This is a genomic window from Vagococcus sp. CY53-2, assembly GCF_022604695.1.
Classification (GTDB): Bacteria; Bacillota; Bacilli; order Lactobacillales; family Vagococcaceae; genus Vagococcus.
Genome location: NZ_JALAHP010000003.1, coordinates 172,363 through 185,547, shown reverse-complemented (window position 1 = coordinate 185,547; position 13,185 = coordinate 172,363). Strand labels below are relative to the sequence as shown.

At 34.3% G+C, this 13,185-nt stretch carries 14 protein-coding genes; 8 read left to right on the top strand and 6 right to left on the bottom strand.

Going from position 1 to position 13,185, the window contains the following annotated elements; all coding sequences use genetic code 11:
• Positions 1 to 13: 13 nt before the first annotated feature.
• Entirely contained in the window at positions 14 to 1,294 is a 1,281-nt protein-coding gene (locus tag MN581_RS06795) for a replication-associated recombination protein A (RefSeq protein WP_241699476.1), read from the bottom strand.
• A gap of 112 nt (positions 1,295 to 1,406) precedes the next feature.
• On the opposite strand from MN581_RS06795, the gene MN581_RS06790 reads away from it, so the two are divergent.
• The 6 genes from MN581_RS06790 to MN581_RS06765 all read left to right on the top strand — a co-directional run bounded on the left by MN581_RS06790 (position 1,407) and on the right by MN581_RS06765 (position 7,721).
• On the top strand, positions 1,407 to 1,880 hold the full coding sequence (locus tag MN581_RS06790) for a DUF3013 family protein (RefSeq protein ID WP_117973339.1): 474 nt from the start codon (positions 1,407 to 1,409) through the stop codon (positions 1,878 to 1,880).
• 15 nt (positions 1,881 to 1,895) lie between these two features.
• Positions 1,896 to 2,843 (top strand): 50S ribosomal protein L11 methyltransferase, encoded by a 948-nt coding sequence (prmA, locus tag MN581_RS06785; protein WP_117973338.1) that lies wholly within the window; start codon positions 1,896 to 1,898, stop codon positions 2,841 to 2,843.
• Between the two features lie 2 nt (positions 2,844 to 2,845).
• On the top strand, positions 2,846 to 3,601 hold the full coding sequence (locus MN581_RS06780; RefSeq protein WP_117973337.1) for a 16S rRNA (uracil(1498)-N(3))-methyltransferase: 756 nt from the start codon (positions 2,846 to 2,848) through the stop codon (positions 3,599 to 3,601).
• Positions 3,602 to 3,719: 118 nt separating this feature from the next.
• The gene (locus MN581_RS06775) at positions 3,720 to 5,936 is read left to right on the top strand and encodes a bifunctional (p)ppGpp synthetase/guanosine-3',5'-bis(diphosphate) 3'-pyrophosphohydrolase (RefSeq protein ID WP_241699475.1); all 2,217 of its coding nucleotides are present in this window, start codon (positions 3,720 to 3,722) and stop codon (positions 5,934 to 5,936) included.
• 11 nt (positions 5,937 to 5,947) lie between these two features.
• On the top strand, positions 5,948 to 6,385 hold the full coding sequence (gene dtd / locus MN581_RS06770; RefSeq protein WP_241699474.1) for a D-aminoacyl-tRNA deacylase: 438 nt from the start codon (positions 5,948 to 5,950) through the stop codon (positions 6,383 to 6,385).
• A 151-nt stretch (positions 6,386 to 6,536) separates the two neighbouring features.
• Positions 6,537 to 7,721, top strand: coding sequence for an MFS transporter (locus MN581_RS06765; protein ID WP_117973334.1), 1,185 nt, complete (start codon positions 6,537 to 6,539; stop codon positions 7,719 to 7,721).
• Positions 7,722 to 8,357: 636 nt separating this feature from the next.
• Here MN581_RS06765 and MN581_RS06760 read toward each other — a convergent pair.
• A complete protein-coding gene (locus MN581_RS06760; RefSeq protein WP_117973333.1) occupies positions 8,358 to 9,335 on the bottom strand; it encodes a rhodanese-related sulfurtransferase in 978 nt (325 codons plus the stop codon).
• A gap of 169 nt (positions 9,336 to 9,504) precedes the next feature.
• Here MN581_RS06760 and MN581_RS06755 point away from each other — a divergent pair, with 169 nt between their 5' ends.
• Both MN581_RS06755 and MN581_RS06750 read left to right on the top strand, forming a co-directional pair.
• A complete protein-coding gene (locus MN581_RS06755) occupies positions 9,505 to 9,933 on the top strand; it encodes a NusG domain II-containing protein (protein ID WP_117973332.1) in 429 nt (142 codons plus the stop codon).
• Between the two features lie 63 nt (positions 9,934 to 9,996).
• Complete coding sequence (locus MN581_RS06750; RefSeq protein ID WP_117973331.1) at positions 9,997 to 10,311, top strand: hypothetical protein; 315 nt, start codon at positions 9,997 to 9,999, stop codon at positions 10,309 to 10,311.
• 220 nt (positions 10,312 to 10,531) lie between these two features.
• Here the strand turns inward: MN581_RS06750 and MN581_RS06745 are convergent, their stop codons facing one another.
• Genes MN581_RS06745 through MN581_RS06730 form a run of 4 tightly spaced genes read right to left on the bottom strand, consistent with a single transcriptional unit; the run spans position 10,532 to position 13,128 of the window.
• A complete protein-coding gene (locus tag MN581_RS06745; protein ID WP_117973330.1) occupies positions 10,532 to 11,164 on the bottom strand; it encodes an ECF transporter S component in 633 nt (210 codons plus the stop codon).
• A gap of 11 nt (positions 11,165 to 11,175) precedes the next feature.
• Entirely contained in the window at positions 11,176 to 11,718 is a 543-nt protein-coding gene (locus MN581_RS06740) for a phosphopantothenoylcysteine decarboxylase (RefSeq protein ID WP_241699473.1), read from the bottom strand.
• Between the two features lie 4 nt (positions 11,719 to 11,722).
• A complete protein-coding gene (locus MN581_RS06735; RefSeq protein ID WP_158559444.1) occupies positions 11,723 to 12,481 on the bottom strand; it encodes a phosphopantothenoylcysteine decarboxylase in 759 nt (252 codons plus the stop codon).
• Positions 12,482 to 12,495: 14 nt separating this feature from the next.
• Entirely contained in the window at positions 12,496 to 13,128 is a 633-nt protein-coding gene (locus MN581_RS06730) for an NAD-dependent epimerase/dehydratase family protein (RefSeq protein ID WP_241699472.1), read from the bottom strand.
• Positions 13,129 to 13,185 lie beyond the last annotated feature (57 nt).

Below are 13,185 nucleotides of genomic sequence, written 5' to 3'. Positions count from 1 at the left end.
GATTCTTCAATTGTTAGGGCTGACGTTTCTTTTGTGAAGTTAGCCATTCCCATTGTTTTCCTAAAGCCATTTCGTATTTCCCTGTTTGAACAGGTTCGTAGTAAGTGGCATATTTTATTTTATCTGGTAAGTATTGTTGTTTAACCCAATGATTATCAAAACTGTGTGGGTATTTGTAATCAACACCTCGATTTAGTTTTTCAGCACCTTTGTAGTGTGAGTCTTTCAAATGATCAGGCACGTCTCCTGTATTTCCTTGTCTGATGTCACTTAATGCGTTATCAATGGCGACAATACTTGAATTTGATTTTGGTGATAAACACAAATCAATCACAGCATTAGCAAGTGGAATACGAGCTTCAGGAAACCCTAATTTTTCAGCTGCTTGAACAGCAGACACAGTCCTTGCACAAGCTCCTGGATTAGCTAGACCAATGTCTTCGTACGCAATCACCATAAGTCGTCTACAAATCGACATCATATCCCCAGCTTCGACTAGTCTTGCCATATAGTGTAAGGCAGCATCCACATCACTTCCACGAATACTTTTTTGAAAGGCGGAAATCACATTATAATGAGCATCTCCATCTTTATCATGCGTGAGAGATTTTCGTTGCACACATTCTTCTATCACTTCTAATGTAATAACTATTTTTCCTTTATCATTAGATTTAGTAGATTTTACAGCAAGTTCCAAACCGTTTAGCGCACTTCTTAAATCACCATTTGTTGCACGTGTTAAATGTGTCATGGCTTCATCAGTCACTGTCACATCCAAATCACCTAAACCATTTTGACTGTCTGTTAAGGCTCGTTCAATCGCTTGTTTGATATCCTCTTCATTGAGAGGTTTGACTTCAAAAATTTGTGTTCGACTTCGAATAGCTGGATTAATTGAAATATAGGGATTTTCAGTTGTCGCACCAATTAAAATAACCCGACCATTTTCTAGATGAGGCAATAAAAAATCTTGTTTTGGTTTATCAAGTCGATGAACTTCATCTAGTAACAAGATAAGTGTTCCACTCATTTTGGCTTCTTCTACAACAATTTGTAAATCCTTTTTACTATCGGTTGCAGCATTTAGCATACGAAAAGCATAGTGAGTTGAGCCTGCAATCGCACTAGCAATACTTGTTTTTCCAGTTCCAGGTGGGCCATATAAAATCATAGAAGATAATTGTTTAGCATCAACCATGCGGCGAATGATTTTTCCTTCACCAACTAAATGGGTTTGGCCAACAACTTCATCAATTGTTTTTGGTCTCATACGATAAGCGAGAGGTTTATTCATCTGTCTTCCCCCTTTAATAAACTCATTATAACATAGGTTTAGTATTGGCAAATGCTACCAACTTTTGTATGATAGGAGAGACAATACAAAGAAAGTGTAAGTGTGTGAAAAAATGAAAGACAATATGTTAACAGAATTAGAAAAACAACTTGAAAAAGTCTTAGAAGAATTTGACTTTGCTATTGATTGGGATGTCAGACAACACCGAATTGAAGTATCTATCGTATTATTTGCTGAAAACAAATTAAATGATGTCATTGAAGATGAAGAAGGAACACAATCTGAAGAAGAAGTGATTGAATTTGAAGACAGCTTAGTATTATATGCTGATGATAAAGAAGTACCTGATGAGTTAGAGTATTTAGCTATGATTCCATTTAATCGTAAAAAAGGGATGACAAAAGGAGATATCACAGCGTTAGCAAACTATTTGGCAGAAGTGTTAGTGAATGGACAAGATGATTTACTAGACTTTTTAAATGATGAAACCATTGAAACATTTGAATTAGTGTGGAATGATGAGGCATTTGAAGAGATGAAAAAAAATAATGACGAGACAGCTATGGTAGCTTATCCAAAGTATTAAAAGGGAGATTAGACAATGAAGTGGAATCAATTATCTGTTATTACTTCCAGTGAGGCAGTAGAAGCAGTATCAAGTATTTTAATGGAAGCAGGAGCTAATGGTGTTGCGATAGAAGACGCGATGGACTTAGTAAATTTTGAGAGTGACCCTTTTGGTGAGATTCTAGATAAGGAGACATTTTCTCATCGAAAAGAAGGGGCAGAAGTGATTGCTTATTTCCCAGAAACGTTATTTTTACCAGAAATTATTCCTAGTATTCAACCAAAAGTAGAAGAACTAGCTTCTTTTGGGTTAGATATTGGTGAATATAGCATCACAGCTTCTGAAGTAGAAGAAAGTGATTGGGCGACTGCTTGGAAAAAATATTATCATCCAGTAAATATTAGTCGTTATTTAACGATCGTCCCTGAGTGGCAAGAGTATACACCAAACAATCCTGATGAACATATCATTTATCTTGATCCAGGGATGGCATTTGGAACAGGAACACACCCAACCACACGTTTGACGTTACAAGCGCTTGAAGTGACTCTTCGGGGGGGAGAAATGGTATTAGATGTGGGGACAGGATCTGGCGTATTAAGTATTGCGAGTAAGTTTTTAGGAGCAGAAGATGTGTTTGCTTATGATTTAGACGAGGTTGCGGTTAATTCCGCAAAAGAAAACATGGCATTAAATCCTATTGCAAAAGACGTACATGTTTCGGCTAATGACTTATTAAATGGTGTTGATAAAAAAGCGGATGTCATTGTGGCAAATATTTTGGCTGACATTATTGTGCTGATGTTAAAAGATGCGCATCGTTGCCTGAAAGATGACGGAACACTGATTATTTCAGGAATTATTGAAGACAAGGTACCAATGATTTTAGAAGAATTAGAAAAAGAAAAGTTTATTGTGGATCAATTATTTAAACAAAAAGATTGGTATGCCATCATTGTTAAAAAACAATTGGAGGATTAAACATGCAACGTTATTTTTTGCCATATGATTATGAGGGACAAGAAACGTTTGAATTAGTTGGAGATGATTTTCATCATGCGAAACATGTGATGCGTATGACAGTAGATGATGAATGCTTTTTAGTCTTTCAAAACCAAGTGGCCATCAAAGCAATCATTGTGTCTATAGAAGAGTCTACGATTATATTTAGTGAAGTCTCAAAAGAAGAGATGAAAAAAGAGATGCCAGTCAATGTGACAATCGCTTGTGGGTATACTAAAGGCGATAAACTAGAATTAGTCGCACAAAAAGGTACGGAGCTTGGCATGAATGAATTAATCGGTTTTCCTTCAAAAACGTCTGTCGTCAAATGGGATGAGAAAAAACGAATTAAGAAAACGCAACGATTGGAAAAAATCGTAAAAGAAGCGTCTGAACAATCCCATAGACAAGTTGTGCCTGATATCCAACTATATCGTTCTTTTAAAGAGTTATTGGAAAAATCAAAGGGCTTCACTCATTGTTTAGTGGCTTATGAAGAGTCTAGTAAGCAAGGTGAGAAAAGCCAGTTTACTACCACATTATCGGCTTGTAACCTTGGTGAGTCTTTACTGATTATTTTTGGTCCAGAAGGTGGTTTAACACCAGAAGAGATTAAGATATTAGAAGAGTATGACGTTAAAAGTTGTGCGTTAGGGCCACGTATTTTACGAGCTGAAACAGCACCACTTTACGCGTTATCAGCTATGAGTTATCAATGGGAACTATGTGAAGAATAAACAAATAAAAAAATTACGATAAATTGAAAATAGTGAATTAAGTGCGTTATAATAAGAGTAATAGAATTAAGTTAAAAAGTACTATTGTGGTACTTTTTTTTCATAAGGAGGGGAAAATATGCCAAAAGAAAAAGATTTGACCGCTGAAGAAGTAATAAAAATGGTATCGACTTATATGAACCCTCAGCATGTTGCATTTGTTGAGAAAGCAAGTGATTACGCAAGAGAAGCACATAAAGAACAATTTAGAAAATCAGGGGAGCCATATATTATTCATCCCATCCAAGTAGCAGGGATTTTGGCTGAATTAAACATGGATCCTCATACTGTTGCCACAGGGTTTCTACATGATGTGGTGGAAGACACAGATGTTACGTTGGAAGACTTGGAAAAAGAATTTGGTCCAGACGTTGCCATGCTAGTAGATGGTGTGACAAAACTTGGGAAAATTAAATACAAATCACATGAAGAACAACTCGCTGAAAATCATCGTAAAATGTTATTAGCCATGTCACAAGACTTGCGTGTGATTATGGTGAAACTAGCAGATAGAGTTCATAATATGCGAACACTGAATCATTTAAGAGAAGACAAACAACGACGTATTGCAAAGGAAACCTTGGAAATCTATGCTCCCTTAGCTCATCGATTGGGGATTAGTTTGATTAAGTGGGAGCTTGAAGATCGCTCTCTTCATTATTTGAATCCTCGTCAATATTATCGCATTGTTCACTTGATGAAATCAAAACGTGGTGAACGAGAACAATATGTCGCTCAAGCAGTAGAAGAGATTAGAGAAGCGACAGAAGAGTTGGGAATTTACGGTGAAATTTATGGTCGTCCAAAACATATCTATTCAATTTATTGTAAAATGCATGATAAGAAAAAAGAATTCTCTGAAATTTATGATTTATTAGCTATTCGTGTGATTGTTGATTCAATTAAAGATTGTTATGCTGTTTTAGGCGCAATTCATACAAAGTGGAAACCACTTCCTGGACGATTTAAAGATTATATTGCAGTACCTAAGACAAATATGTACCAATCACTCCATACCACAATTATTGGACCTAATGGTAGTCCAATTGAAATTCAAATTAGAACGCATGAGATGCATCAAATTGCCGAGTTTGGGGTAGCAGCTCATTGGGCGTATAAAGAAGGAAAAACAGAGCAACAAACGGATAATAATGCTAACCAAATTAGTCTACTTCGTGAAATCATTGAGTTACAAGATGAAAATTATGATGCCTCTGAGTTTATGGCTAATGTTAAAGGTGAAATCTTTAGTGATAAAGTATACGTGTTCACACCAAAAGGAGACGTAACGGAATTACCGAAAGGCTCAGGCCCCCTTGATTTTGCTTATAATATCCATACTGAAGTCGGAAATAAGACTACAGGTGCAAAAGTTAATGGTAAGATGGTTCCCCTTGATTATAAGCTAAAAAACGGGGACATCATTGAGGTCTTAACTTCTCAAAATTCATTTGGACCTAGTCAAGATTGGGTTAATATGGTGGTGACAAGTAAAGCCAGAAATAAAATCAAACGATTCTTCAAAATTCGTGATAGAGAAGAAAACATTGATAAAGGAAAACATCAACTTGAAAAAATGTTTGAAGACAATGATTTTGTCGCCAAAGATTTTTTAACAAAAGAAAAAGTTGATGATGCATTAGAAAAATTTGCATTCCAGCAATTAGATGATTTGTATGCGGCTGTTGGTTTTGGTGAAATCACCGCACAAGTTGTGTTTAATCGTCTAACAGAAAAAGAACGTAAAGAACGAGGCATTAAAAAGCAACAAGAAGAAAACGAAGAATTAATGAAACAATCTGCACAGAAAAAAGAAGCTAATCGAATGAAAATTCGCCATGAAGGTGGCGTCGTTATTCAGGGTGCGGATAATTTATTAGTCCGAATTAGTCGTTGTTGTAATCCTGTACCAGGTGATGAAATTGTTGGTTACATTACAAAAGGTCGGGGTGTGTCTATTCACCGTAAGGATTGCCCAAATATGAATAGTTCTCCTGAAGTAAAAGAGCGTCAAATTGAAGTTGAGTGGGAAGATACAGCAGCCAATAGTGAAACGGAGTACAATGCTGATTTAGAAATTTACGGCTACAATCGCTCAGGATTGTTAAATGATGTGCTACTCGTTGTGAATGCTAATACTAAAAAACTGATGAGTGTGGAAGCAAAGACAGCTAAGAATAAAATGGGTGTCATCCATTTAACAATAAGTATTCGTAATTTGGCTCATCTAGAACAAATTGTTGATAAGATAAAAAATATACCAGACGTTCATAGCGTGAAGCGAACAAAAGGGTAGGTGAGAACAGTATGCGAGTAGTATTGCAACGTGTATCAGAAGCAAGTGTCTCAATAGATAACAAAAAAGTAGCGAGTATTAAAAAAGGATATATGCTTTTAGTTGGTATTGCAGAAGAAGATACGAAAGAAGAAGCAGATTATCTGGCAAAAAAAATAAGTAAACTAAGAGTTTTTGAAGATGAAGATGGAAAGATGAATCTTGATATCCATCAAATTGAAGGTAGCATTTTATCCATTTCACAGTTTACTTTATTAGCAGATATTAAAAAGGGTAATCGTCCAAGTTTTGCTAAAGCAGGTCATCCGAATATGGCAAGTAAACTCTATGATTACTTTAATAAACGATTACGTCAAGAAGGACTAGAAGTTAAAGAAGGTATTTTTGGAGCGGATATGTTAGTTGATATAAAAAATGATGGACCTGTAACGATTATTTATGACAAATAATTAGAAAGATATCAAACATCTAATAAGAGGTGTTTGATGTCTTTTTTAATTGCTGTAAAAAACAAAATAATAAAAAACGAAAATTTTTCTTTCTTTTTGTGAATAATTATGATTTAATAGTAAAAATGGTTAAAAGAAGGAGCGATTGTTCGTGTCTAAGTATCAACGAAAAGTTTTAGTATCAACAGCAGCAGGTATCGGGTTAGAGAACATGGATATCATGTTTTTAGCATTTTCATTATCATCTATTATTTCATCACTACAGGTTACAAGTGCTCAAGCGGGATTTATTTCCACTATTACTAATTTGGGCATGTTGGCAGGTGGTATTTTTTTTGGCCTTTTAGCCGATAAAATAGGAAGAGTTAAAGTCTTTTCATATACAGTTGTTACTTTTTCTATGGCATCATTGTTGATGTTTTTTGCTTCAAATATTTATTTGGTTTATTTATTCCGTTTTATTGCAGGTGTGGGAGCAGGTGGAGAGTATGGGGCATGTATGTCACTTGTTTCAGAAACATTTTCAAAGAAAAACTTAGCAAGAGCAACGTCGGTAGTTGCGATTGGTGGACAAGTAGGAGCAATTGTTGCGGCTATTTTAGCCTCATTGATTATTCCTGTACTAGGTTGGAAGATGTTGTATGTTATAGGTGTTTTACCAATATTTTTTGTCTTGTTTATTCGAAGAGGGCTAACAGAGCCAGAAAGTTTTAAAGAACGTCAAGAAAGTGGTGAAAAACCAACATTATCTTTATTATTTAAAGACGCTCAAACGACTTGGCAAACGGTGGGACTAACTTTAATGGTAACGGTCCAAATTGCGGGATATTTCGGGTTGATGAACTGGTTACCATCTATTATGCAAATACAACTAGGCTTGTCTGTATCAGGATCGTCATTGTGGATGATTAGTACTATCTTTGGTATGAGTTTAGGGATGTTAACATTTGGAACGGTGATGGATAAGTTAGGCCCTAAATTATCTTTTGGATTATTTTTGATTTTTTCGTCTTTATCAGTTTATCTGATTATATTGTCAAAAGGTCAATGGAGTTTACTACTGTCAACGATGTTAGTTGGCTACTTTATTAATGGTATGTATGGTGGATACGGTGCAATAATCAGTTCACTTTACCCAACTGAAATACGTGCGACAGCTAATAATGTGATTATGAACTTAGGTCGCGCAATTGGTGGTTTTTCTTCTGTTGTGATTGGCTTTTTAATGGACAATTATTCCCTAACAGCTGTAGTGGTGTGTTTATCGGCTATTTACTTAGTAAGTTTATGTATCATGCTGACTATTCCAGGATTTAAATTATATAAAGAAAAGTAGAGAGGAATTTATCTTTATATTTTCTTAAGTAAAAGTTTAAATAAACTAATAAAAAAAGGCATTGTTTTATCATGGTTTGATATTACTATATAAGTGTACCAACAAAACAACCCTAACAAACTTTTTCATTTTATTTACTCCTCCAAAGTAAATAAACAACTCCTTTTTGCCACTAGTAAAAACTAGTGGCTTTTTTATGTGGGATGTTCTTTACGTTTTCTTAAGTAAAAGGTCACAAAAAGCATAAAAAAGGACATCGCTTTTTCATAAAAAGAGGTTAGTATATAAGCATACCAACAAAACAACCCTAACAAACTTTTTCATTTTATTTACTCCTCCAAAGTAAATAAACAACTCCTTTTTGCCACTAGTAAAAACTAGTGGCTTTTTTATGTGGGATGTTCTTTACTTTTTCTTAAGTAAAAGGTCACAAAAAGCATGAAAAAGGACATCGTTTTTTCATAAAAAGAGGTTAGTATATAAGCATACCAACAAAACAACCCTAACAAACTTTTTCATTTTATTTACTCCTCCAAAGTAAATAAATAACTCCTTTTTGCCACTAGTGAAAACTAGTGGCTTTTTTATATAAAAAAGAATCTTGCAAAATGCAAGATTCCTTTAGATATTTATTGATCACTCAACTGTTTCCATTCTTTCAACATCAAATTCTTCACCTAAGTCATGAATTCTTTTAATCCATTCTTCTGGTGTAATGTTATTTTCAGTGATGTAACGATTTCTTTCATGAATACGACAGTCATGAGAACAACCACGAACATATTTTGCTTCATTTTCTTCTGAACATAAAATTTGTCGGTTACATTCTGGATTACCACAGTTGACATAACGCTCACAAGGCGTGCCATCAAACCAATCAACTCCGACGACAACAGGATCAACGTGGTTGATAGGGACACTAATACGTTCATCAAATACATACATTTTTCCATCCCATAGCTCACCTTGAACTTCAGGATCACGACCGTAAGTAGCGATACCGCCATGTAATTGGCCAACATCATTAAAACCTTCGCGAACTAACCAACCAGAGAATTTTTCACAACGAATGCCTCCTGTACAGTAAGTCACAACACGTTTATCCATAAATTTTTCCTTGTTATCACGGATCCATTGAGGCAATTCTCTAAATGTACGAATATCTGGACGAACAGCTCCTCTAAAGTGACCTAAATCATACTCGTAATCATTTCTTGCATCAATGACAATGGTATCCTCATCTAAAATAGCTTCTTTAAACTCTTGAGGTGATAAATAATTTCCAGTTAATTCTAACGGGTTGATATCATCTTCTAATTTTAAAGAGACTAGTTCAGGACGAGGACGGACGAACATTTTTTTGAACGCTTGCTCGTCAGCTGGATCTATTTTAAAGAAAATATCTTTGAAACGTTCATCAGCATGCATGTAATCCATATAACGTTGTGTGTCTTCAGTTAGACCAGACAGAGTACCATTGATGCCTTCTTTGGCAACTAATACACGACCTTTAAGATTAAATGATTTACATAATTCTAAATGCTCTTTGGCAAATTCTTCAGGATTTTCAATAGGGACATATAAATAATATAATAATACTTGATACTTTGACACAGTAATTCCTCCTAGAGTTTGTATCAAACAATTATAGATAAAAGTTTTAAAAATAGCAATATTGATGTTTTTTTCACAAGTACATAAAAAGATATTTAAATAAAAAAGTTGACGATTTTTGAAATTAACGTTATCTTACTAAGAGTAGTGCTTGAAAGGAAATAAAAAGATGAAATTATGGCATGAATTAAAAAAACAATGGCGATATATGGATGGCGTTGTAATCATTTGTTTGGTTGTGTTGTCATTTGTTCCGTATGTGGTTTTTGGAATGAGTCAAGCAAAAGAAAAAGACGATAGTGGCACAATAGCTATTGTAACTATCAATGGTAAAGAAGTTGATCGGTTTGATTTAAATGAGGACACCAAACATTTTGAAAAAACGTATTATCCAGGTGGAGATAAATATAATATAGTGGAAGTGGACGGCACACGTATTCGAGTAAAAGAAGACAATAGTCCTGATCAAATAGCAGTCATGACAAGTTGGATTAGTCGTGTGGGCCAAACCAGTATCTGTTTACCACATAAACTAGTGATTGAGATAAAAGCAAAAAATCCAGAAAATGATGAAGATGATATGATTATGACTTACTAAAACTCTTACGAAAAAGTAAGAGTTTTTTTGTTATACTAATAGAGAGAAGGAGGTATCATAATAATGAAAAAAATATATTATTTATATCTAGTGATTGGGATTTATTGTGTTGTATTATTAATATCTGGAAAAATGTGGTTAATGATAGCTTACCTAACCATGTTATCTGTTGCAAAATATTATTCTATTAAACGGCAAAAAGAATTAAATTATATGTGGCATTTGGCTGAGAAAAATGGAATGTCATTATCTGAGTTGAGTCAATTATCAAATATAGGTCAATTGGATTTAAAAGCAACACGATATGAGGAATCAGGAAGATATTTACCACCTAGAAAAGTAGTGAGACAGACAATTAATAAACTTGAAAAATATTAATGATGTTAGAACAACCATGTTAATGCACTTTATATTTTTAATTAGTTAAGGGAAATGTTCTGTTCTTTAGTAGATTAATTTAAATATAAAACCCCACTTTGGTTAAAGTGGGGTAGACTGATACAAGTACATAAGCAAGCGTAAGTGATATACGGGTTATGTCTCATAATAAAGTCAGTTATTATTCTATCATAATTGTTCAAAAAAACAACGATTTTTTCTATAGATGTTGTCCACCTTTTTGATAGATTTTCAACAACACGCCAGTAATAGCACTTACTACAATACCAGCTACTAATGCTTCTGGGACACCATTAATAAAAATAACGCTTAAAACAGCTTTATAAAGACCAGCTCCGATGGCTACCCCTTTTAATTGAGAATAGGCATCTTGGAATAATAGATAGATTAAATTCATAACCAGAAGTGTATTAACCATTGAAGCAGCAATACCTGATATAAAGAGCGATAGTCTATCAGGTAGCTTATTAGTTGAATTTAGCCATTTATAGACAAAATAAGGGACAACACCAGTTAATATTCTAGGAATAAGCGCAATGACAATTGCCCATAAACTCCCATTGTTTGTCCCAATGACTGGTATAAATGGAGAGAAAGCAAATGATAAAGCAGATGGCGTCATGGTATTAATTGTCATACTCAGTAATCCAAATGATAACCCTAAAAATGCTCCGATTCTTGGTCCTAAGACAATTCCTCCAATAATAACAGGTATGTGTACGAGTGTAGCTTTTATAAAACCTAAGTTGATAAACCCTAGTGGTGTAAAAGAAAATAAAATGATGATTGCTAAAAATATAGCGGTAAGTGTTAAACGTTTTGTTTTCACAATGAAACTCCTTTTTATTTTTTGATTAATTGCTTTTTGATTATATCAACGATAACCTCAACATCAGCTAAGGCACCTTTACCATAATCACCACAAGCTAGTAAACTTTCTTTTGGTTCAATAATCGTGTAACCATCTTCTTCTAGTTGTGTGAGATTACGCTTCATCGCAGGGTTTGTATACATATAGGTATTCATGGCAGGAGCAACCAATTTGGGAATATCATGGACAGCTAAAGCTGTGGTAGATAGCATATCATCTGCAATTCCATTAGCCATTTTCCCAATAATATTAGCAGTAGCAGGTGCAACTAAAAATAAATCCGCACGTTTTACCATATCAATGTGATTAATATCACTTGGTTTATGTTCATACATAACGTCTGTATGGACTGTTTCTTTTGATAGCACTTGAAGGGTTAGTGGTGGAATTATTTGTGTGCTATTTTTTGTCATAATTACTTCGACGTCGATTTGTTGTTTTTTTAATTGACTGATAATATCAGCTGCTTTATAGGCAGAAATGCTCGCAGAAACTCCTAATAATACTTTTGGCATAAGTTTATCCCTCCTGTTTAATCAATGTCAGTAGTGTGTTTGCAATGTCTTGTTTCGTATGACATCTCTCTTTGATCCCTTGATGATTAATAATTAAGGCTTCGTGTTTATCTGCTAAAATATTTTCTAAGTCATTGGCTACAATGTAGTCAGCCTTATTTTTTTTGATACTGTCGGTTGCAGCAGCTACTAAATCAGCATCACTCACACCAACTAATAACTTAAACCCAATTAATTGAGTGGTTGGTTGCCATTTTTTTATAGAGTGAATTACTTTAGGTGCTTTTTTTAATGCAATAATGAGTTGTTCAGAAGTTGAACGTATTTTTTTCTCACCAGTATTTGATGCTAATACGTCAGAAGTAAGAGCTATTTTTATTAAATTTTCTAGTTCATCTTTAGTTGAAGGGGATTTAGTTGATATCATATCGGCTAAGTTTTTTGCTATGTCAATTTCCGATGTCGTATAGTCTAACTCATAATCACTAACAGCCATACTATGAATGACAGTATGGATAGGTGTCGTAGTTAAAATGTCTTGCATCGTTTTTTCTAAATCTCTAACAGAAGCAATAGGAAAAAATTTGATAGCTGGATTACTTGGTAGGACTGCTTTTGGTCCATGAACATAAAAAATAGTATCAACATATTCAGCAAATGTTTCTGCTATTACTTTCCCTAACGAACCTGTTGCATGATTGGTTAAATTTCTTACTGAATCGATTGCTTCAGATGTTCCTCCTGCCGTAATTAAAATATTCACGTTAACGCACTCCTTTATTGTGTTAAATCAACATACTTACTTGTTTTACTAGGTGACTTCACGACATTTAAAATGGCGCATGCCAAATGATTGACGTCTATTGGATAAACTTGTTTACACCAATGAGAAAGCACAGGTGTCTTAGCACCGAGTTTCAATAAAACGCCTTGTGTTTGTTTTAAGAGATGGTTTTTATCCGTTACTAAACCAGAATAAACAATAGTATTTTGATTGTCTTGAGAGATAATCAAAGATTCAGCTTCTTTTTTTGCTTTGATATAGCCTAACGGCCCAAATTTTGCTGAGAGAAACAGATAAGGTATCTGCTTTGTTGTTGCCCAATTACTAATAATGTCATTTGGTTTGATAATGCTATTAACATAGGTTTGTTTCGTTGTTTGCTTTAAAATGCCAATTAAATTAATGCAATAGTGAATAGAATTTGGAATATTGTTTTGCCAAGTGTCATGTTTTACTACATCACTGGCAATCCAAGTCATGTTTGCATGATGTACCCATTTTTCATTTATACTAGGTTTACCGTGCGTTGAAATGCTGTAAACGTGATAGCCTTGTTCTATCGCTTTTTGACAAATTTTTTGTCCAATAAAACCGCTTCCTCCGAAGATAAGTAGTGTGTTTGGCATGATGTTTCACCCTTTCAAGAAACACTATTTTTTCCATTCTAACATAAAAATAATAGA